Here is a 25,487-nt window from a genome sequence, read left to right on the forward strand (position 1 = left end):
TCCGTCACACCGCACCCCCGAGTGCTCGCCGGGCGGTCAGCCTAGTCGGCGCGCGTTGGCACGCACCCGGGTGCGGATCGGCTCCAGGGCACGCCCGAGGGTCGCCGGTCCCGGCGGCGAGGTGGCCAGGACGACGGCGGCCCGGGAGAACCCGTCGACCTTCTCCGCCCACATCCGGTGGAACTCCCGGACCTCGCGTGCCGGGGGCGGGAAGCCCGAGGTGAGCATCCGGGCGGTGCGGCGTGCGACGACCAGCGGCGCGAACACCGCGATCTCGGTGAGCGAACGGAGGGCACGAGTGGTGGCGGGCACGAGACGGACGGTAGCCCCCGCCTCCGACACCGGCCCCCGCCTCCGACGCCGAGAGTCCGCGCGCCGGTCACCGAGGGCTCGCCGCCGGTCACCGCCGGTTCGGTGGCGACACCCCCTCCCGCGTTAACGATGGAGTGCGGGGCCACGACAGGTAACCGAACGCGACCCCGGGGAGGGCTCACACGCATGGCCGTCGAGACGTTCTGGGACGGGCTGGAACGGCGCATCGCCGCCGGCGAACCGCCGTACGGGGAGCACCCGGGCGTCGCGCCGGACGGGGTGACACCCGAGGCGCTGCGCCGCGTCCTGGACCTCGATGCGCACCACCTGCGCCGCTCCGGCACCGCACCGGTCGCCCAGCACCTGCTCGCCGGGGCCGTCCTGGCCGGGGAGGCCGCACTGGCCGGGGCGGCCCGGGCCCGGCTCGCCGCCCAGGGTGTCCCCGCGCTGACCACCCGCTGGCGCACCCGGCCGCCGTCGGCGGCGCTGAGCCGGGTCCTGGAGGGCCACGGCGACGCGGTCGTCGCGCTGCTCGCCGGGCCGGACGGCCTGCTGCTGTCGCTCGACGCCTCCGGCGAGAGCGGCGCCTGGGACACCGCGACCGGACACGCGGTCCCGGACCCGCTCGCCGGGCCCGACGGTCCGCGGCCGCCGACCTCCGCGGCCCGTGCCCGGACGGTCGCCCTGTCCCCCGACGGCGGTCTGCTCGCCCTCGCCGGGGACGCCCCCGGCGTGCGGGTGCTGGCCACCGACGGCCCGGCCCGCGGCGCCGAGGTCACGGCCCTGGCCGGGTCGCCCGGCCCGGTGACCGCGCTCGCGGTGACCGGGGCCTCCCCGACCCGGGTGCTCGCGGGCGGCGCCGACGGCGCGGTGCGGGTGTGGGACGCGACCAGCGGCGCGGCCGTCTCGGTCGCCCACGGCCACGTCGGCCCGGTCACCGCGCTGACCGCGACCGGCCAGGGCACCGTCGTGTCCGGCGGGGCCGACGGCACGCTCCGGTCCTGGGACCCGGCCAGCGGGGCCCCGCTGGGGCTGCTGGAGGGCGGGCCAGCCGTGGTCGCCGTGGTCGTGCCGACGGCGGGACAGCTGCTCGCGGCCACCGCCGACGGCGCCCTGCACGTGTTCGCGCTGGTCGACGGCGTGCCGCAGGACGCGGTGCGGCTCGAGGTCCCCGGCGACGAGGTCGCGGTCACCGCGGCCGCGCGCGCCGGCGAGGGCCGGGTCGTCGTCGGACGGGTGGACGGGACCGTCCAGCTCGTCCCGACCGCCGGCCCCGGCCCGGTCACCGAGCTCGCCGGGCACGGTGCCGCGGTCCGCGCGGTCGTCGCCGACCCGGCGGGCACCGTCGTCGCGTCCGGGGACGACCACGGCCGCGTCCTGGTCTGGGACCCCGCACGGGCCCGGCCGGGCACCGGCGGACCCGCCGGGGTCTCCCCCGCGGTCGGCGCGGTCGCCGCGACCGGGAGCCTGGTCGTCTCGGCCGGCCGCCGCTCCGACGGGGTGCTCGCCCACGACCCGGCCACCGGCACGCGCCGCTGGAGCGTCCCGGCCGGCGCGGGCCCGCTGTGGTTCGACCCCTCCGGCACCCGGCTGTTCGCCGTCACCGGGACCTCGACCGTCGAGGAGCGCTACGCGACGACCGGGGTGCGGGCCGGTGCGGTGTCGCTGCCCGGCCGTGTGCTGGCCGGGCGGGGCGCGCTGGTGGTGACCGGTGAGCCGGACGGCACGGTCGCCGTGCGCGACGCGCGCACCGGGCGTGCCTTCCGCACCACCCGGCTGCCGTCGGCACCGCGGGTGGCCGCGCCGACCCCCGGCGGGGCGACCGTGCTGCTCGCCGCGGACGGTCTGCTGGTCTGCTGGCGGCCCGCCTCCGCGAAGGTGTCCATCGTGGCGCTGCCGGCCGGGCTGGTCACGGCCGTGGCCGTCGACGACGACGGCTGCCACGGCGTGGTCTGCGACGCCGACGGCCGGGTGCACGTCTGGCGGGCCGGGTCGGCCACGGTGACCACGGTGCGCGCCGACGCGGCGCACCTGACCGCGGCCGCCGGCGCGGGCCGGTGCCGCGCGGTGACCGCGGGCTCGGACGGCTCCGCGGTGCTGTGGGACCTGACCTCGGCGACCGCCCTCGGCCGGGTTCCGCTCGACGCGCCGCTGACCGCGGTCGCGGTCGGGGGCGGGACGGTGGTCGTCGGCGACGGGTGCGGCGAGGTGCACTGCCTCGACCTGCTCGCCGGGGCCACCGCGGCCGTCCCGGACGGAGTCATCCCCGAGCAGGGCGGCTCGGCCGTGGTCCCGGCGCCGCGCACCGGGACCACGGACCGCGAGACGGCCGGTCAGGTCAGCGAGTAGCCCTCGAACTTCTCGCGGAGTGTCTTCTTCCAGCGCTGGGGGAATCGATACGAAACGGCGGCTGATCAGGGAGAACGGGCACCCGTTCGCGCCTGGGTAGGAAGCTCGTTCCGTCGGGGTTCCGTGCAGTGGGGCGACGGATTCGCAGAGAGCTGTCGTTACGCCTCTGACCTGCGGTGGAGCTACCGGCTCGGCCACTGCGTCCGTACATGGTCCGTGACGACCGCCCTACGCCCTCACATGTCGGGACCTGGTGGTGATCTCCTCGCGGCGCGGGCTCGTCCCTGCCGGGCCGAGGGGTGGGCTGCGAGGTACTCAGTCCCGCCTTGTACCCCACCCCTCGGGCTGGCAACCGTCTCGGCGCGCCGTGAGGAGATCACCACCCCCGCCGCACTCCTCTTGATCTACGAAGCGGTGCCGGGTTCGGGCGGAGCCCGAAGGTTGGACGTATGGATCTACTGCGGGGTGAAGGCGTCACCGCGCAGGAGCGGGACAGCGGCGCTTTGATCGAGCTGCGCGGCTGTCTCTACGTCGTCCATGAAGCCGATGTCGATGAGCTCCCGCCCGCTGGCGCACCGCCGCAACGCACCCTCGACATCATCCGATGATTGTGTCAAAGGCTCCGATCGCTGCATGCGCCTCGGGCGAGAGGTTCTTCCAGCCATGCTCGACGAGTTCCTTCATGAGCGCCCCCGCTCCCCACTGATCTTCTACGGCGGGGCGAAGACCACCGTCGGGCCAGCGCTCCCCCGCTGCGATCACAGCCACGCGCAGCGTCGAATCCGCCTGACCCCGACGATGCAGCCACTCCGCGGCCGCTTGCCTGTTACGGAGTCCGACACCGAGCACTTCTGGCGAGGTGGCAGCGAGTCGAGCGGCGATGGTCGACCCGTTCGGGGATGGCAGGACAAGGCGCGACATTGCGGGCGCCGCGCGGACGCTCGCCGGGGACAGGCTGATCTGTCCGTGCCGGACATGGGAACGGCCGACCGCAAGCACCGCGTCATGCTCCCTCGCGAAGGTCTCCGCGCTCTCGCCGCGCCACTGGTAGGGGTAGACCACAACTCCGCGATCCGCGGCGACTGTGAGCGTCGTTGTGAAGCTGAGGACGTCGATGACGACCGCGACGTCGCACCCTGGACCGAGCGCATCGGCGCCCGTTGGCCCCCAGTCCAGACGCAGCGAGTACGTGCTCTGGCGATGCGCATCGTTGATCCGGGTCACGTGGGCGACAGTAGAGGCACCACCGTGCAGCTGCTTCGATCGACTTGACAGCAGGGCGCAATCCGGGCGGCTGGGCCGGCCCGCGCCGCCGGAGGCGGCGCCTTGATCCTCAAGAGGCGGATCCGGCAGCATTCGAAACTCGCAGCACGTTACTTCGACTAGCAGTGCGAGCCCGCGCTAGCAGTAGCCCAAGGGCTCTCGTCATCGTGCGTCTCCGCAGTGGAGATACCTACGTTCACTTTCGATCACAAGCCCTGGCGTCAATTGCGGCCACATACAACCTCGACTCAAGATCGGCGAGTTGCTCGAATCTAGTTGCCAAGCAGTACCGATCCCCCATCGCTGCGTCCAGGTGCATCCTTCCTATGCATCGCGCTTGTTCATCAAGAAGGGAGGAGAGTGTCGCCCAGCCAGAAAGAACATTTGCCGCGTCAAGGCGGCGACGAGCCCCGACACGTAGCGAGAAGTGCGCCAGCATACGGATCGCGTCGCCCGCACCGTCTGCAGCTATTCGTTGCGCGAAATCTCGCATGTGGCGGGCCGAGCTCAGCTCGCCATCAGCAGCGAAAATGTAATGATGAGGAATCTCGCAGACGAAAGCACGAACAGCTTCGCCTCGACTCACAGCAGGGTCTTCACGGCCGATTCTGGCCCATAGATGACGCACCTCTGAGCTATAAGGGAGCGAGTGACTACCCCAGCAGTCGAGAAGCGTGCTAACCGGGAGATGCGCGTAGGGGAATCCATCTGGGTCGTGGACTACGATCGTAGACTCATTGATATCCACTGCGACCACATAGTGGTCTGCACCAATCGGCCCTTCAGCACCGGGGTGATATCCGAGCATTCCCATGTCGAGCGGACCCACAATCACCAGGCCCGAGACCAGGAGTTCACGTAGGCGCAGCAGTCCGGATTCGCGCGACTCGAAACTTTCAGTCAGATAATCGAACCCGAGAATCCGAAGCGCCTGACTGATTCCCCTCAACGGGGTCCAGCCTGGAGGATTGAAAAGCGGTCGGTCGTCAACAAGCTCAAATCCAAACGCAGACCCCGATAAGACTTCAACCAGGTCGGGCGATAGCATTTCGTCAGTCGCAGCCATGCATATGGAGTTTGCATAGCAGTACGGACCAGAGCCTACGTACTTGTGCACTCGGCAAGCGTGGCATATTTCCAGAGGTAGCGGAACTAGCGATTAGCCTGCGACGAGCGGGGCCGGGAAAGATGTAGACCAGTGCGGGCTCGGTGAGGCCGTCGCCGGACCGGTGGGTGACCTCGGCGCTGCGCTCGGCTCCGGAGCGGTCGTAGAACCCGACGGCAGCGGCGTCCTTGGCCATGACGACCACGGTCCAGCCGATGAGCTGCGCGTGGTGTCGCAGGGCGAGGATCAGGAAGCCCGCGAGGCCCGCCCCGCGATGCCCCGGGTCCAGGAACAGTCGGGCCATGACGGCGATGTCGGTGACGTGGCCGCCGGTATTCTTGATCCAGGCGGGCGCCGCGTCGTCGTCCGGCTGCGCCTCGGCGACCGTGACCTGCCCGACCTGGACGTCATCGACGACGGCGTTCCAGCTCCAGATCTCCTACGGGTGCGCCAGCCACGCCAGAGGATCAGCGATCCCCTCCACCATGTACCCATCATGGGCGTAGACCCGCTCCAGCACTGCGGCGAGCACAGGAAGATCACTGTCCTGCCGTTCGCGGACGGCGCGCGCTGACTCGGTCATCGGTCCTCCACCGGCATTTCCTAGTCCAGAGCGGCGGAGTCGGCGCGCATCACGAAGCGGGTCATCTCGAACGGCTCCCGGTCGGCGTCGATAAGAGGTCGCGCGGATTGATGGATGATCATGGGCGGCGGTGTGGTCGGCTGTCCCAGCGGTGCGTGGTCCAGGCCTGCCGGATCAGGCTACGGAGTGTGATGATGGTGTCGGCGAGGTCGAAGAACGCGTCGACGACGGTTTCGCGGCGTTCGTAGCAGCGCTGCAGCCGGTTGAAGCTGTTGTGCCAGGCGTTGGTGCGCTCGATGTGCCAGCGTTGGGTGGCCTGGATCGGTGCTTTCTCGCCCTTGCGCGCGATCTCGCTGTGCAGGCCCCGTTCGGTGAGTGTGTCGCGGGTCTTACCGGAGTCATAGCCGGCGTCGAGGTGCACGGTGATGTCGTCGGGCAGCGGGCCGAGAGCGTCGAGGTGGTCGAGAGTGGGGCCCAGTAGCGGGGAGTCGTGGCGGTGTGCCCCGGCCAGGACCCGGCCCAGTGGGATGCCATGGCCCTCGACGAGCACCGATCGCTTCATGCCCCTTGCGCCGGTCGACCGGTGACGGTCCGGCGACCTCACCGCCGCCGGGGGCCTTGGTGATGGCGCCGTCGACGGCAACGTCGTCAAGCAGCAGGCCGACGATGCGGTCGTAGGCGTCCAGGGCGATCCGGCGTAGCTGGGCGAAGACCCCGAGCCGGATCCACTCGTCACGGCGATCGCGGATGGTGGTCGCCGAGCAGGTGCTGTCGGCGATGCCCTGATACGGGCAGCCGAACCGCAGCACCTGCAGGAGCTTGTCGAACACGACCCGATCCGCGATCCGGCGGCGGTGACAGCCCCACGGATGAGTGGGATCGAACTCGACCCGGGGCGGCAGCAGCGCGGCGAACTGGTCCCACAACGGCTCGGTCAACCATGATGGCAGGGCGGGCACGCGGCCTCCAGACGATCACGAAGAGTCAACAACTTCATGATCGACAGGCCCGTGCCCGCCCCTCACCATCGACACCCGGCCGCGACCCAGCTGTGATCAATCCGCGCGACCTCTAAGTGCATCGACGGCGAGCGGGCGACCCACAACGCGCGGATCGCGGCACTCCTGGACGGACCGTCTACATGAGTCACGGGGCCGACTCACTGTTCCGTCAGTGTTCCGTGGACGCCCACACACGGCACCGGTCGGCCCCGGACACCCACGGACGGGGCCGGGGCCGACGGATGGCGTTTCCGCTGGTACGCGCCGTCAGCCGGCGTCGGGTGCGGCCACCCGGTAGCCCTCGAACTTCTCCCGCAGTGTCTTCTTCGAGAACTTCCCGACGCTCGTCTTGGGCACCTCGTCGATGAACTCGACGGCGTCGGGGAGCCACCACTTGGCCACCCGGTCGGTGAGGAACGCGATGAGCTCGTCGGCGGTGAGGGTCTCGCCGTCCTTCACCACGACGCACGCCATCGGGCGCTCCACCCAGCGCTCGTGCGGGATCGCGATGACCGCGGCCTCGGCGACCTTCGGGTGCGCCATGATCTCGTTCTCCAGCTCCACCGAGCTGATCCACTCGCCACCGGACTTGACCAGGTCCTTGGTGCGGTCGACGAGCTTGACGTAGCCCAGGCCGTCGACGACGGCGACGTCACCGGTGCGCAGCCAGCCGTCGGCGGTGAACTGCGTGCCGCCGCCCTCGCCGCGGTAGTACTCCGAGGCGATCCACGGGCCCGCCACCTGCACCTCGCCGGTGCTGGTGCCGTCCCAGGGCTGCTCGGCGCCGGTCTCGGGGTCGGCGATCCGCAGGTCGACGAGCGGGACCGGCGGGCCCTGCAGCGCCCGCACGGTGGCCTTCTCGTCGTCGGAGAGGTCGTCGTGCTGGGAGCGCAGCACACCCAGGGTCGCCACCGGCGAGGTCTCGGTCATCCCCCAGCCCTGCAGGACCGGCAATCCGATTGCGGCACGGAAGCCCTCGGACAGGGACTTCGGCACCGCCGAGCCGCCGCAGAGCAGGACCCGCAGCGACGAGCAGTCGTAGTCGCCGAGCTTGGGCAGCAGGCCCATCCAGATCGTCGGGACGCCCGCCGCGACGGTGACCCGGTGATCCTGGATCAGTGACAGCAGCGCGTCCGGGGTCATCCCGGGGCCGGGCAGCACGAGCGAGGTACCGGCCAGCAGGCAGCCGTAGGGCAGGCCCCAGGCGTTGGCGTGGAACATCGGGACGACCGGCAGGACCACTTCGCGCTCGCGGAGCCCGACACCGTCGGCGAACAACGTCGCGAGCGAGTGCAGCAGCGTCGAGCGGTGCGAGTAGACGACGCCCTTGGGGTTGCCGGTGGTGCCCGAGGTGTAGCACATCGCGGCGGCGGTGTTCTCGTCGTCGACGACGAACCGGCCCGCGAAGGGCTCGGCCGCGGCCAGGAGCTCCTCGTAGAGCCGGATCCGCGGGTCGTCGGGGATCTCGGTCGGCGCGCCGTCGTCGATGACGACGACGTGGCGCACCGTGGTCATCCGGTCCACGTGCGGCCAGAACAGGCCGAGCAGGGAGCGCTCGACGAACACGACCTCGTCCTCGGCGTGGTCGGCCACGTAGACGAGCTGGTCGGGGAACAACCGCAGGTTGAGCGTGTGCAGGACCCGGCCGGTGCACGGCACCGCCAGGTACAGCTCCAGGTGCCGGTCGGTGTTCCAGCAGAACGTCCCGACCCGGCCGTCGGCGGAGACGCCGAGGGTGTCGAGCACGGTGGCCAGCCGGCGGGTCCGTACGGCCCACTCGGCGACCGTGGTGGTGCGGACCGTCCCCGCCGGGGTGGCGGTGACGATCTCCTTGTGCCCGAAGTACTGCTCGGCACGGTGGAACACGTGCGGCAGCGTCAGCGGACGGTCCTGCATCAGACCGAGCATCGTTGCTCCTGGAAAGCGGTCGGGTGGGGTCGGCGCGAGCCTACCGTAATCTCGTATATGGAATGGACTATCCGGTCACGGCATCCGGACGCAGCGGACGCGGCGTCCGGCGTAATCGGACACCCGCTGTCAGCACACGTGACGCACTGTCTTAACGTTCTCGCCGACGTCCACGAACCGTCAGGTTCCGGGCGCACGCACGCAGGGTCAAGCAACCGGCCCGGCATCCCGGGTCTCCCCCGGGAACCGTTCCCGCGCAGACACCATCTGCCGGTCGCGCCGGGCCTGGCCTCCGGTGCCGCTCGCTGCGGCATCCGCCGAACCGTCGCGTTCCGGCGCGGCGGAGGTCGAGATGTTTTCCGGGTCCTCGGACGCGCTGATCCTGCGCGCCTGCTGCGACGATCCCGCGTTCCGTGCCACACGCTCCCCCTACGCGATCCTCGACCGCGAGCTCACGATCGTGGGGGCGAACGGCGCCTTCTGCGCCGCGACCCTGCGCACGCCCGACGAGCTGGCCGGCCAGCCGCTCGCGGAGGCGCTGCCGGACGACCCGCGGCGGCCCGGCGCCGACGGCGTCGCGATGCTGACGGCGTCGTTGTCGCGGGTGCTGCGCCTCGGGCAGCGCGACCACCTGCCGGTCCGGCGCCACGACGTACCCGCGGCGACCGGCACGCCCGGTTTCGTCGAACGGCTGTGGGTCACGGTGAACTCCCCGCTGGCGGCCCCGGACGGACGAGTGGTCGGGGTGCTGCACCACGTCGAGGACGTGACCGGCCTGCTCGGCCCCGGCCCCGACGGCCGCGACCTCGCCGCCGCGGCGCTCGCCCGCGCGCTGGACACCGAGAACACGCACCTGCGGGCCCGTTTCGCCCGGCACGTCAGCATCGAGCAGGCCAAGGGGGCGCTCATGGCCCGGCGCGGCTGCTCCGCCGACGAGGCGTTCACGCTGCTGCGCCGGCTCTCGCACGAGACGAACCGGAAGCTGCACGTGGTCGCCGAGGCGCTGCTGGCGGACACCGTCGAGCCGAGATCCTGACCGGACGCGCCGGGGCGGCCGCAGACCGTGCCGGAGCGCGGTCGCTGCGGCACGATGGGTGACCGAGACGTCGATCGACGGAGGCGACATGGTGGATCCGCACGCGGCCGTTCCGGGCCGGGCCGCAGGCACGCTGACCGGCCGGTACCTGCTGGTGCTCAGCGACGACCTGCTGACCGACCACGACACCACCCGCTCGGCGGTGGCGGAGCTGACCGGGCTGTCCGAGGTGACCAGCAGCCGCGACGCCGCCCCGGTGGCCCACCCGACCCTGTTCGCCCGGCTCGGCGTCGCCGTCGCCGAGCTGGACCCGGCGCGGCTGCGCACGGTGCGGGCCGACAGCCGGGTGCTGTCCGTGGAGCCCGAACGCGTGCTGCGCGCCCTGTCCGGGCCCAGCGCCGACTACCTGCGCGGGTTCGCCGACGCGGCGGGCTTCCTGGCCGAGCGCGCCGCCGCGACGGAGGCCGCGGACGCACCCGGCGCGACCCGGTTCGCCGACAACGACCAGGTCACGTGGGGTCTGCAGGCCACCGGCGCGGACGTCGCCGTCGAGACCGGCGCCGGGATCACCGTCGCCGTCCTCGACACCGGCCTCGACCTCGGCCACCCCGACTTCGCCGGCCGGCAGATCGAGTCGCGCTCGTTCGTCGACGGCCAGGAGGTCGCCGACGTGCAGGGACACGGCACGCACTGCACCGGCACCTCCTGCGGGCCGCTCGCGCCGGGTTCGGGACGCCGATACGGCATCGCCCACGAGGCGAGGATCCTGGTCGGGAAGGTGCTCGGCGACGACGGCTCCGGCACCGACGCCGGCATCCTCGATGGCATCGAGTGGGCGATCTCCTCCGGCGCGCACATCGTGTCGATGTCGCTGGGCGCGGACCTGAACGAGGTCTCCCCCGCCTACGAGAACGCCGGGCGTCGCGCCCTCGACGCGGGCACCCTGATCGTCGCCGCGGCCGGCAACAACGCCGAGCGCTCGACCGGCAACGTCGGTTTCGTCGGCGTCCCGGCGAACAGCCCGTCGATCATGGCGGTCGGCGCGGTGGACGCCGCGCTGGCCATCGCCGACTTCTCCGCGGCCAGCTCCGCGATCGAGGGCGGGCAGGTCGACATCGCCGGGCCCGGCGTGGACGTCTACTCGTCGTGGCCGATGCCCCAGCGCACCAACACGATCTCGGGCACCTCGATGGCCACCCCGCACGTCTCCGGGATCGCGGCACTCTGGTCGCAGCGCACCGGCGCCCGCGGGCGGGACCTGTGGACGCAGCTCACCCAGGCCGCCCAGCGGCTGCCGCTGCCCTCGGGCGACGTCGGCGCGGGCCTCGTCCGGGCCCCGGGCCTATGACCACGACCGGGAGGCTGCTGGTGTCGGTGGCCGACGGGCACGTCGCCGACGACGTCGCGCGGGCCTGTGCGGCCGTCGGATTGCAGGTGGAGAAGGTGCTCACGGGGGTCGGCGTGGTCGTCGGCACCTGCGCCGACCCGGACGCCCTGCGCGCGGTCACCGGGGTCGCCGCGGTGGAGCCGGACCGCGAGGTCCACCTGGACCGCGATCAGCAGGGGCCGGCGTAATCGGTCGACGCGCGAGGAGGATGTCCGATATGGTGGTGCACGTCGACCGCGCCCGGTAACACTCCGGCCGCGGCGGCCGACGAACCGCCCGGACCGTCCCCGGGAGGCGCCGACCCGGCGCCCCGGCCACGGCCGGTGCCACGACCCCGTACCGGCACCGCGCGATCCCGCGCGGTGCGGCACTCCGCCGCGTACCGGACACCACCTCAACCGAATCGACCATTCCTGTGCAGGCCTCCGTCCACCCACCCGTCACCGACCCCACCGTCCGGGGCGCCGTCGACCGGCTCACCGCCGAGTTCGCCGGCCGATTCCCCCAGGACCTCGTCGACCACGTCGTACGCGGCTCGCACCGCGACCTCGACGTCGTCTCCGCCGCCGCGCTCCCCGAGATGGTCGAGCGCCTGGCCCGTCAGCGGCTGATCGACCACCTCTGAGCCGTCCGGCCGCGCACGCCCGGGCAGGATGGTCGACATGTCGCGCCCGCTCTCCGGTCTGCACGTCGTCGAGTGCGCGAGTTTCGTCGCCGGTCCCACCGGTGGCATGACGCTCGCGCAGCTCGGTGCCTCGGTCGTCCGCGTCGACCCGCTCGGCGGCGGCCCCGACCACGGTCGCTGGCCCGCCGCCGGGAACGGCACCGGCGACTCCTACTACTGGGCCTCGCTGAACAAGGGCAAGCGCTCGATCAGCATCGACATGCGCTCCGACGAGGGCCGCGAGCTCGTCCTGGCTCTGGCGACGGCGCCGGGCCGGGACCGCGGCGTCCTCGTCGACAACGTCGTGGGCCGCCGCTGGATGGCCAACGACGCGCTCGTCGCACGTCGCCCGGACCTGGTGCACGTGCGTGTGCAGGGCTACCCGGACGGCCGTCCCGCCGTCGACTACACCGTCAACGCCGAGGTCGGGATCCCGCAGATCACCGGCAGCGAGGAGGGCGCGGCCCCGGTCAACCACGTGCTGCCGGCGTGGGACCTGGTCACCGGCATGTCGGTCGCGACGGCCGTGCTCGCCGGGGTGTACCAGCGTTCCCGCACCGGCGCCGGGGTGTACTCCGAGATCGCGCTGTCCGACGTGGCGCTGGCCGGGGTCGCGAACCTGGGCTGGCTCTCCGAGGCCGCCGAGCGCGGGCACGAGCGGCCGCGGCACGGCAACCACGTCTACGGCAGCTTCGGCGTCGACTTCGCCTGTTCCGACGGGAACCGGGTGATGGTCGTCGCGCTGACCCCGGCGCAGTGGAACGCGCTGGTGTCGGTCACCGGGACCGGCGACGTGTTCGCCGCCCTGGAGCCCGCGCTCGACGCCGACCTGTCCTCGGAGACCGAACGCTACCGGCTGCGCGAGACGATCGCGGCGGTGCTGCGGCCGTGGTTCGCCGCGCGCGACTCGGCGACCGTCGAGTCCGAGCTCAACACCGCGCGGGTGCTGTGGGGCCGCTACCAGGGCATGACGCACGTGGTCGCCGAGCACCGCGCGGGTGGGCACCCGCTGCTCGCAGACCTGGCGCTGCCCGGCGGCGCCACCGGGATCACCGCGCGCTCGCCGATCCGGTGGGACGCCGACCACGGCGACGCCGGTGCCGCCCCCGAGCTGGGCCGGGAGACCGACGAGGTGCTCGCCGACGTCCTCGGTCTCGACGAGCGCACCATCGGCGGGCTGCACGACCGCGGCGTCGTCGGGTAGAGAATCCCCGTGACCGACGCACATCTGACCGAGGCGCGGTGGACCCACGTCGCGCTGCCGACCGGCGACCTCGACGCCGCCATCGACTTCTACACGACGATGACACCCCTCACGGTCGTCGAGCGCTTCTCCGACGACGCCGGGCGGAGCGCCTGGCTGTCCAACGCCGGTCAGGTCGAGACGCCGATGGTGCTGGTCCTGGTGTCGTTCGACGCCGACGAGGGCGGCGAGCTGGGGCTGCTGCGACCCTTCGCCCACCTGGGGATCGAGGTGCCGACCCGCGACGACGTCGACGCCGCAGCCGACCGCGCCCGGGACGCGGGGTGCCTGCACTGGGAACCCCGGCAGATGCCGGGACCCGTGGGGTACATCTGCGAGCTGACCGATCCGGACGGCAACGTCGTGGAGTTCTCCCACGGGCAGAAGGTCTTCACCTCGGTGCGGGAGAAATGGGGCTGAGGCCGCTCCCCCGTGCCCGCCCCGGTCGCGGCTCGCGACTGTCCTGAGACATCACAGTCGCGGCTCGCGACCACGGACTAGCGGATCGAACACATGTTCGAGTATCGTCGATGTCGTGACCGCCGTCCAGGAACCACCCACCCACTGCCCCGGTACGGGCGCGGGCGGGTTCCTGCGGGTCGACCTGCTGCTGGCCCAGATCGCCGTCCAGGACGCCGCGCACGAGGACCTGTCCGGGTGCACCGAGACCCAGCTGGTCGACCAGGTCCGCCAGATCGAGTCCCTCCAGGCCTCGCTCGCCGCGCTGCAGGCCACCCGGGTCCGGGCCTTCGCCCGTGCCCACGTCGAGAACCGCCTCGCCGACGCCGGTACCGCCGGGGACGGGGCCGACCCCGGGAAGCTCCACCGCAGTGTGGTCGCCCAGGTCCAGCTGGCCTGCCGGATCCCGACCGGCGAGGCACGGGCCCGGGTCGCGAACGCCCGTGACCTGCACGACGGGCTGCACCACGTCCGGGAGCTGCACGTGGTCGGCGAGCTCAGCGCCGCGAAGGTGGCCGCGGTCACCGTCGAGTGCCGCGGCCTGACCGGCGCCCAGCGGGCCGCGGTGGACGCCCGCCTCGCCGCGCACCGGGACCTCGCGCGGCTCGGGATCGGCCGGCTCCGCGCGCTGACCCGGCGGCTGGTCGCCGAGCTCGTCCCCGACCGGTTCCGCGCCCGCGTCCACGCCGCCAGAGCCGAACGACGGGTCACCCTCCGGCCGGCGCCGGACGCCATGAGCTACCTGACCGCCTACGTCCCCGTCGAGCAGGGTGCGGCCTGCCTCGCCGCCCTGCAGAAGGCCTTCACCGAACTCTCGGTGAGCCCCGAGCCGCTGACCCGCACCCGCGGACAGGTCGCTGCCGACACCCTGGTCGAACGCGTCACCGGGCAGAGGTCCGCGACCGCGGTCGACCTGGAGGTCCAGGTGACCGTGCCGGTGCAGGCGCTCCTCGATCCCGGGTCGCCGCTCCCGGCGGAGATCCCCGGGCTGGGGCCCGTCCCGGTCGAGCTGCTCGCCGCCTCCGACGGTGCCACGTCGGTGCGCCGGTTGCTGACCGACCAGGGCGTCGTGATCGGCGGCGACTCCCGCAAGCGCACCTTCACCGGACTGCTCGCCACCCTGGTCAGGGCCCGGGCCGGCCACCGCTGCACCGAACCGTACTGCGACGCCCCCGTCCGCCACCTCGACCACATCGAACGCGCCGCCGACGGCGGACCCACCACGTTGGAGAACGGGCGCGGGGTGTGCGAGTTCCACAACCACGTGCGCGAACAACCCGGCTGGCACGTCGCCCGCGCCCCGGACGGGACCGTGGCCACCACGACACCCACCGGGCACACCTACTACGGACCGGGCCCGCCGGCGAGCGATGAGTTCCGGAAGCGACACCGGTCACCTCTCACATGACCGAGCCGACCACCGCCCCGCCCACCGCCCTGCCCCCTGTCGTCGACACCGCCACCTGGGAGCGCGAGCTCGCCGCACTGCGCGTCCGGGAGAAGGCCGCCACCCGCGAGCTCGACGCCATCGCCGCGGCACGTCGCCGGCTGCCGATGGTCGAGATGCCCGACTACGTCCTGCACGGTGAGGACGGCCCCGTCCGCCTCGCCGAGATCTTCGACGGCCACCCGCAGCTGATCGTCTACCACCACATGTGGCACGACGGCGCCGAGTGGCAGTGCGGCGGGTGCACCGGGTTCACCTCGCAGTTCACCCGGCTCGCCGGACTGGAGAAGTTCGACGCCCGCTTCGTGATCGTCACCCAGGGCCCGATCGACGAGGCGCTCGCTTACCGGCGTCGCGTCGGCAACACCATGACCTGGTACTCGACGGCCGACAGCAGCTTCGGCACCGACGTCGGCGCGCCACCCGGCGGCGGCTTCGCGGTCAACGTGTTCCTGCGCGACGGCGACCGCGTCTTCCGCACCTGGCACACCGACGGCCGCGGCACCGAGCAGCTCTCCCACCTGTTCGCCCTGGTCGACGTGCTGCCCTACGGCCGCCAGGAGGTCTGGCAGGACTCGCCGGAGGGCTGGCCGCAGGGGCCCACGTACCGCCGGTGGGCAGGGCCGCAGGAGATCGCCGCCGCCTACGGCGAGGGCTGAGCCCGCGCCCGTACCCCGGCCAGGACGGTGTCGACGACCGCTGCCGCGTAGCCGCGGCCGCCGTCGCGGGCGGCGAGGTGCGCGGGGGTGGTCGCGACGTGGTTGCGCACAGCCCCCGCGACCAGGTCCGCGACCAGCGCCACCGAGGTCCCGGCGGGGAGCTCGCCGCGGTCGATGCCGCGGCGCACCATCGTCCGGGCGCCGCGGACGTGCTCGGGGTAGGCGTCGTCGGCGAGCGCGGCCGCGATCTCCGGGACCCGGTGGGAGTCGACGAGCAGGCGCTCGACCAAGCGACCGTCGTCACTGGTGGCGAACGCCGTCCACTGCTCGGCGAAGGTCACCAGGTCCTCGCGCAGGGAGCCGGTGTCGATGTCGGCGACGAACCGGGCCCGGTCGCGCACCGCGGCCACCAGCAGCGCGGCCCGGGTCGGCCAGCGCAGGTACAGCGACCCCTTCCCGATCGACGACCGGCGGGCCACCTCCTCCAGCGACAGCCCTGACCAGCCGCGTTCGCCGTAGACCTCGCGGGCGGCGGCGAGCGCGCGACGGTCGACGTCCGGGTCGCGCGGACGTCCGCTGCGGCGCGGCGACGGGGGCACGGCGGCGATCCTGCCAGACGGCGTTGTGACCACCGACCCACTTCTGGACGCTGGCCGTCCGTAATAGGCTCGGCGGTGTGATCAGGACAGCGCTGACCGATCTGCTGGGCGTCGAACACCCGATTGTCGGGTTCAACCGGTCCCCGGCGGTGGTGACCGAGGTGAGCCGGGCCGGCGGGTTCGGGGTGCTCGCGGCCGTGTCGTACACCGCCGACGAGCTCGACGCGCAGCTGCACTGGATCGAGGAGCAGCTCGACGGGCGGCCCTACGGCGTCGACCTGCTCGTCCCGGAGAAGACCGCCGACCCCGGCGCCGACCGGGAGGACCTGGTCGCCGCACTGCGCGCTCAGCTCCCGGCCGAACACCTCGCGTTCGTCGACGACCTGCTGGACTGCTACGACATCCCGCGGCTGCCAGCCGACCCCGGGCGGGACGCGATCGCGGCAGGGATGAGCCGGCGCGGCGCCGAGGCCCAGCTCGACGCCGTGTTCGCGCACCGGCCCGCGCTCGTCGCGAACGCGCTCGGCACCGCGCCACCGCACCTCGTGGAGCGCGCGCACGACGCCGGGATGGCCGTCGCCGCCCTGGTCGGGACCCGGCGGCACGCCGAACGGCAGCTGGCGGCCGGGGTCGACGTGCTCGTCGCGCAGGGCACCGAGGCCGGTGGGCACACCGGCACGATCGCGACGACCGTGCTCACCCCGGAGATCGTCGGCATCGCCGGGGACCGTCCGGTGCTGGCCGCCGGCGGCATCGCCTCGGGTGACCAGATGGCCGCCGCGCTCGCGCTCGGCGCGGCCGGGGTCTGGTGCGGCTCGGTGTGGCTGTCCAGTGTGGAGGACGTGGCGCCGGAGTCGGTGAAGCGCGAGTTCCTCGCCGCGGGCAGCGGCGACACCGTCCGCTCCCCCGCCCGTACCGGCAAGCCCGCCCGGCAGCTGCGCAGCGCCTACCACGACGCCTGGGAGGCACCCGGCGCGCCGGCGCCGCTGCCGATGCCTCTGCAGCCGCTGCTGACCCTGCAGGCCTGGTCGAGCATCGACGCCGCCGCCGACGCCGGGAACGCGGGCGCGCAGGAGCTGCAGTCGTTCTTCGTCGGGCAGGTCGTCGGCGCGTTCACCGAGCTGCGCGGCGCGGGCGAGATCACCCGGGAGATGGCGCGCGGGTGCGAGCAGCGCATCGCCGCGCTCGCGGGGCTGGTCCGATGAGCCTCGACCCGCGCACACCCGTCGTCGTCGGGGTCGGGGAGGCCTCCGAGCGGATCGGCGAGCCCGGCTCCGCCGCCCTGTCGCCGGTCGGGCTCGGGGCCGCCGCGGCCGCCGCGGCGCTCGCCGACACCGGCGCGGACCCGTCGGCGGTCGCGGCGGCGCTGACCGTCGTCGCCGGGGTGCGACAGTTCGAGATGTCGCTCCCGGGCGCCGTCGCGCCGCTGGGCCGGGCGGACAACTACCCGCGCGCGGTCGCCCGCCGGGTCGGCGCCGACCCGCAGCGGGCGGTGCTCGACGTCGTCGGCGGGCAGTCCCCGCAACGGCTGGTCACCGAGTTCGCCGGCGCGATCGCCCGCGGCGAAGCCGGCGCGGTGCTGCTGGTCGGGGCCGAGGCGATGTCGACGGTGCGGCACATGATGTCGCGCCCCACCGACGAGCGGCCCGACCACGGCGAGCACGTCGGCGGCACGCTGGAGGACCGCGGGTACGGCTCCGAGCTGCGCAGCCCGGTCGCCGAGGAGCACGGCGTGCGCACCCCGGCCGGGTACTACGCGCTGTGCGAGAACGCCCGCCGGGCCCGGCTCGGGCTCGACCGGGACGCCTACGCCCGCGGGATGGGCGCGCTGTTCGCGCCGTTCACCCGGGTCGCCGCCGGGCACCCGCACGCCGCCGCGCCGCGCGTCCGCACCGCCGAGGAACTCGTCACCGTCGACGACCGGAACCGGATGATCACCGACCCGTATCCGCGGTTCCTGGTCTCGCGCGACCAGGTCAACCAGGGTGCCGCGGTCGTCCTCACCTCGGTCGGCACCGCCCGGGACCTGGGAATCGCCCCGGAACGGTGGGTGTTCCTGCACGGCCACGCCGACCTCACCGAGAAGGCCGTGCTCGACCGCCCCGCCCTGGGCGCCTACCCGGCCGCCGAGGCCGCCGTACGGCACGCCCTGGAGCTGGCCGGGACCGGTGTGGACGACCTGTCCGCGATCGACCTGTACTCCTGCTTCCCGATCGCGGTGTCCAGCGTCGCCGACCCGCTCGGTCTGGCCGCCGACGACCCGCGCGGGCTCACCGTCACCGGTGGGCTGCCGTTCTTCGGCGGACCGGGGAACGACTACGCGATGCACGCGATCGCCGAGGTCGTGCGACGCCTGCGGGCCGACCCGGGCACCTACGGCCTGGTCGGGGCGAACGGCGGGTTCCTGTCGAAGTACTCCGCCGGGGTCTACTCCACCCGCCCCACCCCCTGGCGCAACGACGACAGCGCCGCGATCCAGGCCCGGCTCGACGCCGTCGCCACCGTCCCGACGACGACCGCGGCCGACGGGGCGGCGACCGTCGAGACCTGGACGGTGCGCCACCGCCGCGACGGCAGCCGGGACGCGGTCGTCGTCGGCCGGCTCGACGACGGTGGCGCGCGGTTCGTCGGGCGCGGCGACGACGACGAGCTGCTGGAGCTGCTCGACGGCGACCCGGCCGGGGCGGCGGTCCGGGCCCGGCCCGACGGTGACCGCACGCTCGTCACGGCCGGCTGACGGGTACCCGGGTCACCCGCGTCGACCCACCTCGCCCAGGGCCGCGCCCAGGATCTCCACGCCGCGGCGGATCTCGTCCTCGGTCGCGGTCAGCGGCGGCGCGATCCGGAACGTCCCGCCCATGCCGGGCAGCTGCACGATGTTCATGTGCAGCCCCAGCTCGGCGCACCGCGTGGTGACGGCCGCTCCGAGCGCGTCGGTGTCGGAGCCCGCCAGCTCCAGCCCGACCAGCAGGCCGCGGCCGCGGACGTCGCCGATCGTCCCGGACGTGCGGGCCAGGTCCCGCAGACCGTCCTGGAGCAGCGAGCCCAGCTCGCGGGCGCGCAGGTCGAGCCGGTCGCGGGTGAGCACGTCGAGCACGGTGAGCCCGACCGCCGCCGGGAGCGGGTCGTTGACGTGGGTGGTGAAGAACAGGAAGCCGCGCTCGTGCGCGACCTGCTCGATCGCGGCCGTGGTGAGGACGGCGGCCAGCGGCAGTCCCGCCCCGAGCGTCTTGGACAGGGTGAGGATGTCGGGGACCACGCCGTCGCGCTGGTGGGCGTACCAGTCGCCGGTGCGGCACAGACCGGTCTGGGCCTCGTCGAGGATCAGCAGCATCCCGCGCTCGTGGCACTTGTCGCGCAGCGCCGCCAGGTAGCCCGGCGGCAGGTCGACGACCCCGCCCGAGGACAGCACCGGCTCGACGATGCAGGCGGCGAGGCTGCCGACGGACTGGGCGTCGATCAGGGCGAACCCGAGGTCGAGCTGGCGGCGCCAGTCGAGCTCCCCGGCGTCGTCGACGAGGTCGGGGCGGTAGCGGTCGGGCACCGGCAGCGCGAAGTTGCCGGGGGCGGCGGGCCCGTAGCCGACGCGGCCGGCGACGTAGGTCGCGTTCGCCGCGGCCTGGGTCATCCCGTGCCAGGACCGGGCGAAGGACACGATCTCGTGGCGGCCGGTGACGAGCTTGGCCATCCGGATCGCGGCCTCGTTGGACTCCGCGCCGGTCGTGAGCAGCATCGCCCGGTCCAGGCCGCCGCCGACCGAGGCGCACAGCCGTTCGCACAGCTCGATCACCGGCCGCGACAGCATCCCGCTGTAGAGGTGGTCGAGCCGCCCGACCTGCTCGCGGACGGTCGCGACGATCTCCGGGTGCGCGTGCCCGAGGATCGCGCTCATCTGACCGGAGGTGAAGTCGAGCAGCTCGCGGCCGTCCTCGAAGGTGACGGTGCTGCCGTGGGCCCCGGCGACGACGCCGGGGGTGAACCCGCCGCGGCCGGAGTAGCGGATGAGGTGCTCGGTCACAGCCAGGTCCTCTCGCGGGTACGGACGGACCGGGCGACGGTGTCGTCGACCGGGGTCGGAGCGGGCCCGACACGCCGACCTCCCCCCGGCGCAGTCTGACATCCAGGCCGGACCCGGGTCTGCCCGCCGACGGGACGACGGATGCGGCAAGGTGGAGGGCGGAGCAGGAACCGGACGAGGGGGACGTCGTGACCTGGAGCACCCGTGAGGTCGCCGAGCTGGCGGGGACCAGCCTGCGGGCGGTGCGGCACTACCACGAGATCGGCCTGCTGGCCGAGCCCGATCGGCGCGCGAACGGCTACAAGCAGTACGGGGTGGCGCACCTGGTGCGGCTGCTGCGGATCAAGCGGCTCGTCGACCTCGGGTTCTCGCTGGCCCAGATCTCGGAGATGAACGACGCCGACGCCCACCCGGAGGAGGCCGCCCGCGCACTGGACGCCGAGCTGGCCGCCACCATCGAGCGGCTGCAGCAGGCCCGCGCCGAGCTCGCGCTGATCCTGGACCGCGCCGCACCGACCGACCTGCCCGCCGAGTTCGCCGCGGCCGCGGACCAGCCGATGTCCGACGCCGACCGGTCGCTCACCCTCGTCCTGCCGCGAGTGCTGGGCTCGGAGCGGTTGCAGGCCGTCGCGGACATGCTGGCCGAGGCCCGCCCCGACCCGGCGCAGGAGCGGTTCGACACGCTCCCCGCCGACGCCGACGAGGCCACCCGCCAGGAGCTCGCCGACCGGATGGTGCCGTACATGCGAGCGCTGTACGAGACCCATCCCGGTCTGGTCGCGCCGAACACCGACGCGCCGATCGGCGAGCAGCGGGCCGAGCAGACCCTCGGCCGTGCGATGCGCGAGCTGTACAACACCGCCCAGCTCGACGTGCTCGTCCGCGCCGGGAAGGCGCTCGCCGCGGAGCGCGACGGTGAGCCGGCCCCACCGACCTGAGCGCCCGTCCTCAGGCGTGACCGACGCACGCACGCCCGACCGCCCGTGCCGGTCCGCGCAGCGGGACCCTGCCCCCGGCGGGCACGGGCGCCGGACGGGTGAGGGGCGCGGCCAGCACCACGTCCGGCAGCACCGTCCCCGGCGCGAGGTGCACGTGCTCACCGTGCGGCACGGGCCCGGCGACGGCCGGGGCCGCGACGAGCAGGTGCGTCCCGGCCGGCACGCGGACGGCGAACCCGCCGTCGTCGCCGGTGGTGACGCGGTCCAGCTGGCGGCCCGCCCCGTCGACGACGGTGACCGTCGCCGCGGCGGGGGCGCCGTCGGGGCCGCGGACCCGCCCGACCGTGGCCGGGGCGGGCCCGTCGTCGACGGTCTCCAGCAGCGCCGGGAGCTCGGCGGCCAGCAGCCCCGCCTCACGGGCGGGCGCGGCGCCGCGCCCGGTCCCGCCGGCCGGGCCGATCAGCAGGTCGAGCACGCCCGCGCAGCTGCCCGCGGGGACCGGTCGCCCGGCGACGGCGTCCGCGGTGAGCTGCGCGAGCCGGGCGCAGGCCGCGGTCAGTGCCGGGGTCCCGGACACCCCTTCGGCGGAGCGGGCCAGGCGCCGCGCGTGCTCGGCGACGGCGGTGCAGGCGGTCAGCTCGTGCACGACGTCGCGGTGGGTGGAGCCCAGCCAGGTCCGTGCCAGCGGGCGCCCCAGCAGCAGCGTCTGGTGCAGCGCGGCGTCGAGTGTGCGCGCCACGGCACGCAGGTCCTCGCACGGGCCGGGGCGGCGCAGCGCACGGTCGACCGTGCCCAGCAGCTCGGCCAGCGCGTCGAGCAGTCCGCGCCGGGCCTCCTCCGCGGCGGACCGGGTCCGGGTGGGCAGCACGAGCACCGACACCGCGCAGCCGACGAGGCCGCCGGCCACGGTCTCCTCCAGCCGCAGCACCATCAGGTCCACCGTGAAGGTCCCGAGCAGCGCGTAGAGCTCGCCGAGCATCAGCGTGATGAAGAAGATCATCAGCGCGTAGGAGAGCCGGAACAGGTAGAGCGCGCCGAACATGCTGAGCAGGATCACCGGAAGCACCACGGCGACGTCGGGTCCCAGCACCGGCACGAGCGCGATCGCGCCGACCAGGCCGATCATGGTGCCGACGATGCGGTGTGCCGCCTTGCGCACCGTCTCGGCGACGGTCGCGGTGCCGGTGAACGCGATGAACGCCGCCAGCACCGCCCAGTAGTAGCGCTGCTCGGACAGCGCGTCGCCCACCGCGATCGCGAGGGCGGTGGCGACCGCGACCTGCACCGCCTGGCGGGTGGTCAGCGACAGCCGTGAGGCGGGGCGGCCGGGGTCCGGCGGGCGGTGCAACCGGGTCACCGTGCCCGCCGAGCCGGGCAGGTTGCCCCCGAACAGCTGAACGGCGGGGGCGAACGCGGTGTCGCGGGCGCCCTCCTCCCGCACCGCGTCGAGGGCGTCGGTCCACTCGGCGCGGGCGTCGGCGAGCACCGTCGCGTCGACGGCGAGCCGGCGCGGCGCCGGGGCCGCCACCCGGTCGGCGACCCGTCCGGCCCGTTCGCGCACCGCGTCCCAGCGGCCGCCGTGCAGGGCGGTGAGGACCGCACGGGCGTCGTCGCAGTCGAGGGCGTCGGGCCCGACCCGGGTCAGTGCGGTCACGGCCAGCTCGGCGTCGAACACCGCCCGGCGGACGATCCGGGCGGCGTCGTCGTCGGCGACGGCGGCCGGGGTCCCCAGCTGCCCGTCGATGACCAGCGCGGCCTCGTTCACGCGGACCAGCAGACTCGCCAGCCGGGCCTCGACGCGGGCCCGCCCGGCGGTACCCGGGGCGTGCTCGGCCAGGGCCAGCACGGTCCCGGCGAGACCGGCGAGCCGCGCCTCGAACGAGCGCAGCATCCGGCGGAGCACCCGGTCGTTGCGGACCGGGAGCAGCACCAGCGTCAGCAGCATCACCCAGGCGATCGCGACCGCGACGACGAACGCCACCCCGGGCAGCATCTCCGGGCGCAGGCTCAGGAACAGGGCGAAGAAGTAGCCCATGAACCCGCCCATGCCGCAGACGAAGAACCGCAGCCCGAAGCGCCGCACCCAGACCGCGACGAACACGACCACGACGAACGCGGTCAGCGACGCGAGCCGGTTCCGGTCGACGAGCAGCGCCACGCCCATCCCGGCGAGCATCGACAGTCCCAGGAAGCACAGCGTCACCGCCTGCCCGGCGCGGGTGGCGTCGACGACCCCGAACGAGGACAGCATCGCCACCACCGCCCCGAGCATCATCGGCACCAGCGGCGGGGTGCCCGTCGCCGTCGCGACGAGGTACTCCACGCCCAGCGCGGTGGCGATGGCCAGCACGGCCCGGACCGCCGAGACGAGGCGGACGAGGCCGGGGTCGGAGGCGACGAACCGGTCACGGATCCGGAGGAGGCGTTCGGACGCGGTCGGCACAGTCCGTTGCATATGCTAACGATATACCGGATCGTGATCTTCGCACAGCCCGGGCCCGCCGGACGTAGCGTGGGCCCCCAAGGAACGATCACGGAGGTGGCGGGTGCGCGGGTACGGGTTCGTGGCGGCGGGTGGCCCGGAGCAGCAGGCGTTCGTCGAGGTCGAGGAGCCGCGACCCGGGCCGGGTGAGCTGCTCGTGCGGGTCCGGGCGGCCGGGGTCAACCCGGGCGACTGGCGGATGCGCGACGGTGACTACGGCGTCGCCGGGCCCGCGGTGCTCGGCCGCGAGGTCGCCGGGACCGTGCTGGAGGTCGGCGACGGCGTCACCGGGTTCGCCCCCGGCGACGAGGTGTTCGGCGGCTGCCCGGACATGCAGGGCGGGTGGGCGCCGCGGGCGCGGGTCATCGCCGGCTTCGCCGCGCACCGCCCACCCGGGGTCTCCCCCGAACAGGCGGCGGTGCTGCCGGTCGCCGCGGGCACCGCCTGGGACACCCTCACCAACCTCGACCTCCCCGCCGGGGCGACGCTGCTGGTCAACGGGGCGGGCGGCGGGGTCGGTCTGCCGCTGGTGCAGCTGGCCCGCCGCCGCGGTCTGACCGTCGTCGGCACGGCGAGCCCCGGCAAGCACGCCCTGCTCGCCGGGTTCGGCGCCGTACCGGTGGCCTACGGCGACGGCGTCGCCGACCGGATCCGCGCGGCAGCACCGGGCGGGATCGACGGCGCCCTGGACCTCGTCGGCGGCGACGCGCTGCGTGCGGTGGCCGGGCTCGTCCCACCCGCGACGCTGTACTCGATCGCGGACAAGCCGCTGGTCGCGCAGCTGGGCGGGCGCGACGTCACCCGCGACCGCAGCACCGCCGTGCTCGACGCGCTGGCCCGGCTCGTCGCCGAGAACGAGCTCGACACGATGGTGCGCGAGGTCCGCCCGCTGGACGAGGCCGGGGCCGCGCTGGCGCTCGTCGAGGACGGCCACGTCACCGGCAAGGTCGTCCTCATCCCCTAGGGAGTGGAGGTGCTCGGGAACGGCGACCACGCCGTGATCCATCCCGACACCCCGGCCGGGACGACCGTCACGGTGGCACCGCACGGGGAGGACCTTGACGTGACGTCGAGTTGAGGTCGGACCCTGCTCGCATGCGTGCGATCAGGGTGGACGAATTCGGTGGACCGTCGGTGCTGCGTCCCGTGGAGCTGCCGACGCCGGTGCCGGGGCCGGGCGAGGTGCTGGTGGGGGTCGAGGTGGCCGGGGTGTTGTTCCTGGACACCCTGATCCGGCGGGGCGCCGCGCCGGCATTCGGCACCACCCCGCCCTACGTCCCCGGCCGCGGCGCCGCGGGCCGGGTCCTGGCGGTCGGGCCCGGGGTAGCGCCCTCGTGGGTCGGGCGACGGGTGCTCGTCGACGGGCCGGACACCTACGCCGCGGAGGTCGCGGCGCCGGTCCCGTCGCTGGTCCCGGTGCCCGACGGGCTCGACCTCGCCGACGCGATGGCCCTCCTGCACGACGGCGGCACGGCACTCGCACTCGTCGAGGCGGTGGGGGTGCGCCCGGGCGAGACGGTGCTGGTCCTGCCCGCGGCGGGCGGGGCCGGTTCGGTTCTCGTGCAGCTCGCGCGCCGGGCGGGGGCGCGGGTGATCGGGGCCGCGCGCGGACCCAAGCTCGGCCTGGTCCGCTCCCTCGGGGCAGACCTGGCGGTCGACTACGGCGAGCCCGGCTGGGCGGACGCGCTCCGGCGCCGGGTCGGCCAGATCGACGTGGTGGTCGACGGTGTCGGCGGAACCCTGGGCGCCGAGGCGTTCGGGCTGGTCGCCGAGGGCGGCCGGTACTCCGGCTACGGCAACGCGGGCGGGACGCCCGTCACCCGCTCCGCCCCCGGCGTGGAGGTCCGCGGCGTGGCACAGCTCGCCGACTTCGCCGACGGCCGCCGCGCCCGCCAGGAACGCGTCCTCGCCGAGGCCGCCGCCGGGCACCTGCACCCGGTGGTGGGCAGGGAGTTCGCCCTCGACAAGGCCGCCGACGCCCACACCGCCCTGGAGAACCGCGAGATCGCAGGCAAAGCCCTGCTCCGTCCCTGA

At 73.9% G+C, this 25,487-nt stretch carries 23 protein-coding genes and 1 pseudogene; 15 read left to right on the plus strand and 9 right to left on the minus strand.

All coding sequences use genetic code 11. From position 1 onward, the window contains the following. Window positions 1-36: 36 nt before the first annotated feature. Window positions 37-312, minus strand: a complete 276-nt coding sequence (locus tag Ae717Ps2_RS18090; protein ID WP_075307515.1) for a hypothetical protein — start codon at window positions 310-312, stop codon at window positions 37-39. A gap of 186 nt (window positions 313-498) precedes the next feature. On the opposite strand from Ae717Ps2_RS18090, the gene Ae717Ps2_RS18095 reads away from it, so the two are divergent. Together Ae717Ps2_RS18095 and Ae717Ps2_RS38340 are read left to right on the plus strand one after the other, a co-directional pair. Beyond that, the gene (locus Ae717Ps2_RS18095; protein ID WP_075333641.1) at window positions 499-2,661 is read left to right on the plus strand and encodes a WD40 repeat domain-containing protein; all 2,163 of its coding nucleotides are present in this window, start codon (window positions 499-501) and stop codon (window positions 2,659-2,661) included. A gap of 449 nt (window positions 2,662-3,110) precedes the next feature. Next, window positions 3,111-3,269, plus strand: a complete 159-nt coding sequence (locus tag Ae717Ps2_RS38340) for a hypothetical protein (protein WP_198932206.1) — start codon at window positions 3,111-3,113, stop codon at window positions 3,267-3,269. Here Ae717Ps2_RS38340 and Ae717Ps2_RS18100 read toward each other — a convergent pair. The 5 genes and pseudogenes from Ae717Ps2_RS18100 to Ae717Ps2_RS18115 all read right to left on the minus strand — a co-directional run bounded on the left by Ae717Ps2_RS18100 (window position 3,259) and on the right by Ae717Ps2_RS18115 (window position 8,521). Then, a complete protein-coding gene (locus Ae717Ps2_RS18100) occupies window positions 3,259-3,885 on the minus strand; it encodes a 2-phosphosulfolactate phosphatase (protein ID WP_198932207.1) in 627 nt (208 codons plus the stop codon). The two genes, Ae717Ps2_RS38340 and Ae717Ps2_RS18100, sit on opposite strands and share 11 nt — an antisense overlap. Before the next feature lie 235 nt (window positions 3,886-4,120). Further along, the gene (locus tag Ae717Ps2_RS36210) at window positions 4,121-4,990 is read right to left on the minus strand and encodes a hypothetical protein (RefSeq protein ID WP_143510403.1); all 870 of its coding nucleotides are present in this window, start codon (window positions 4,988-4,990) and stop codon (window positions 4,121-4,123) included. Then, window positions 4,977-5,465 carry a GNAT family N-acetyltransferase gene (locus tag Ae717Ps2_RS40445; RefSeq protein WP_369804878.1) on the minus strand — a complete coding sequence of 163 codons (489 nt, stop codon included), beginning with the start codon at window positions 5,463-5,465 and terminating at the stop codon, window positions 4,977-4,979. The genes Ae717Ps2_RS36210 and Ae717Ps2_RS40445 overlap by 14 nt, the downstream gene beginning before the upstream one ends. A 265-nt stretch (window positions 5,466-5,730) precedes the next feature. Then, window positions 5,731-6,571 (minus strand): annotated as a pseudogene (locus Ae717Ps2_RS18110) (IS5 family transposase). Window positions 6,572-6,880: 309 nt separating this feature from the next. Next, window positions 6,881-8,521: a long-chain fatty acid--CoA ligase gene (locus Ae717Ps2_RS18115; protein ID WP_075311232.1), complete on the minus strand. Its 1,641-nt coding sequence runs from the start codon at window positions 8,519-8,521 to the stop codon at window positions 6,881-6,883. 352 nt (window positions 8,522-8,873) lie between these two features. Between Ae717Ps2_RS18115 and Ae717Ps2_RS39190 the strand changes: the two genes are divergently transcribed. From Ae717Ps2_RS39190 to Ae717Ps2_RS18155, 8 genes are all read left to right on the plus strand, one after another. Next, window positions 8,874-9,557, plus strand: coding sequence for an ANTAR domain-containing protein (locus tag Ae717Ps2_RS39190; RefSeq protein WP_075313012.1), 684 nt, complete (start codon window positions 8,874-8,876; stop codon window positions 9,555-9,557). Window positions 9,558-9,645: 88 nt separating this feature from the next. After that, window positions 9,646-10,905, plus strand: a complete 1,260-nt coding sequence (locus Ae717Ps2_RS18125; protein WP_083702582.1) for a S8 family serine peptidase — start codon at window positions 9,646-9,648, stop codon at window positions 10,903-10,905. Continuing rightward, complete coding sequence (locus Ae717Ps2_RS18130) at window positions 10,902-11,132, plus strand: hypothetical protein (RefSeq protein WP_020622444.1); 231 nt, start codon at window positions 10,902-10,904, stop codon at window positions 11,130-11,132. The genes Ae717Ps2_RS18125 and Ae717Ps2_RS18130 overlap by 4 nt, the downstream gene beginning before the upstream one ends. A gap of 227 nt (window positions 11,133-11,359) precedes the next feature. After that, window positions 11,360-11,569 carry a hypothetical protein gene (locus Ae717Ps2_RS18135; protein WP_020622443.1) on the plus strand — a complete coding sequence of 70 codons (210 nt, stop codon included), beginning with the start codon at window positions 11,360-11,362 and terminating at the stop codon, window positions 11,567-11,569. 37 nt (window positions 11,570-11,606) lie between these two features. Beyond that, window positions 11,607-12,812, plus strand: a complete 1,206-nt coding sequence (locus Ae717Ps2_RS18140; protein ID WP_075313008.1) for a CoA transferase — start codon at window positions 11,607-11,609, stop codon at window positions 12,810-12,812. A gap of 9 nt (window positions 12,813-12,821) precedes the next feature. After that, window positions 12,822-13,271, plus strand: coding sequence for a VOC family protein (locus Ae717Ps2_RS18145; RefSeq protein WP_075311230.1), 450 nt, complete (start codon window positions 12,822-12,824; stop codon window positions 13,269-13,271). Window positions 13,272-13,386: 115 nt separating this feature from the next. Then, a complete protein-coding gene (locus Ae717Ps2_RS18150) occupies window positions 13,387-14,718 on the plus strand; it encodes a DUF222 domain-containing protein (protein WP_075333642.1) in 1,332 nt (443 codons plus the stop codon). After that, complete coding sequence (locus Ae717Ps2_RS18155) at window positions 14,715-15,416, plus strand: DUF899 family protein (RefSeq protein ID WP_075333643.1); 702 nt, start codon at window positions 14,715-14,717, stop codon at window positions 15,414-15,416. The genes Ae717Ps2_RS18150 and Ae717Ps2_RS18155 overlap by 4 nt, the downstream gene beginning before the upstream one ends. On the opposite strand, the gene Ae717Ps2_RS18160 is transcribed toward Ae717Ps2_RS18155, so the two are convergent. Then, window positions 15,401-16,015, minus strand: a complete 615-nt coding sequence (locus Ae717Ps2_RS18160; RefSeq protein ID WP_020622439.1) for a TetR/AcrR family transcriptional regulator — start codon at window positions 16,013-16,015, stop codon at window positions 15,401-15,403. The genes Ae717Ps2_RS18155 and Ae717Ps2_RS18160 overlap by 16 nt on opposite strands. A 77-nt stretch (window positions 16,016-16,092) precedes the next feature. On the opposite strand from Ae717Ps2_RS18160, the gene Ae717Ps2_RS18165 reads away from it, so the two are divergent. Then, entirely contained in the window at window positions 16,093-17,220 is a 1,128-nt protein-coding gene (locus tag Ae717Ps2_RS18165; RefSeq protein WP_233147614.1) for a nitronate monooxygenase family protein, read from the plus strand. Beyond that, window positions 17,217-18,752: an acetyl-CoA acetyltransferase gene (locus Ae717Ps2_RS18170; RefSeq protein ID WP_075333644.1), complete on the plus strand. Its 1,536-nt coding sequence runs from the start codon at window positions 17,217-17,219 to the stop codon at window positions 18,750-18,752. Before Ae717Ps2_RS18165 ends, Ae717Ps2_RS18170 begins: the two co-directional genes overlap by 4 nt. Window positions 18,753-18,764: 12 nt before the next feature. Here Ae717Ps2_RS18170 and Ae717Ps2_RS18175 read toward each other — a convergent pair whose 3' ends face one another. Next, window positions 18,765-20,039 carry an aspartate aminotransferase family protein gene (locus Ae717Ps2_RS18175; protein ID WP_075313004.1) on the minus strand — a complete coding sequence of 425 codons (1,275 nt, stop codon included), beginning with the start codon at window positions 20,037-20,039 and terminating at the stop codon, window positions 18,765-18,767. 182 nt (window positions 20,040-20,221) lie between these two features. On the opposite strand from Ae717Ps2_RS18175, the gene Ae717Ps2_RS18180 reads away from it, so the two are divergent. After that, window positions 20,222-20,971 carry a MerR family transcriptional regulator gene (locus tag Ae717Ps2_RS18180; RefSeq protein WP_075313002.1) on the plus strand — a complete coding sequence of 250 codons (750 nt, stop codon included), beginning with the start codon at window positions 20,222-20,224 and terminating at the stop codon, window positions 20,969-20,971. A gap of 10 nt (window positions 20,972-20,981) precedes the next feature. On the opposite strand, the gene Ae717Ps2_RS35300 is transcribed toward Ae717Ps2_RS18180, so the two are convergent. After that, entirely contained in the window at window positions 20,982-23,426 is a 2,445-nt protein-coding gene (locus Ae717Ps2_RS35300; RefSeq protein ID WP_139318966.1) for an FUSC family protein, read from the minus strand. Between the two features lie 91 nt (window positions 23,427-23,517). Here Ae717Ps2_RS35300 and Ae717Ps2_RS18195 point away from each other — a divergent pair, with 91 nt between their 5' ends. Together Ae717Ps2_RS18195 and Ae717Ps2_RS18200 are read left to right on the plus strand one after the other, a co-directional pair. Beyond that, window positions 23,518-24,417, plus strand: a complete 900-nt coding sequence (locus Ae717Ps2_RS18195; protein ID WP_075311222.1) for an NADP-dependent oxidoreductase — start codon at window positions 23,518-23,520, stop codon at window positions 24,415-24,417. 131 nt (window positions 24,418-24,548) lie between these two features. Beyond that, a complete protein-coding gene (locus Ae717Ps2_RS18200) occupies window positions 24,549-25,487 on the plus strand; it encodes a zinc-binding dehydrogenase (RefSeq protein WP_075333645.1) in 939 nt (312 codons plus the stop codon).

Source organism: Pseudonocardia sp. Ae717_Ps2 (assembly GCF_001932475.1).
Lineage (GTDB): Bacteria > Actinomycetota > Actinomycetes > Mycobacteriales > Pseudonocardiaceae > Pseudonocardia.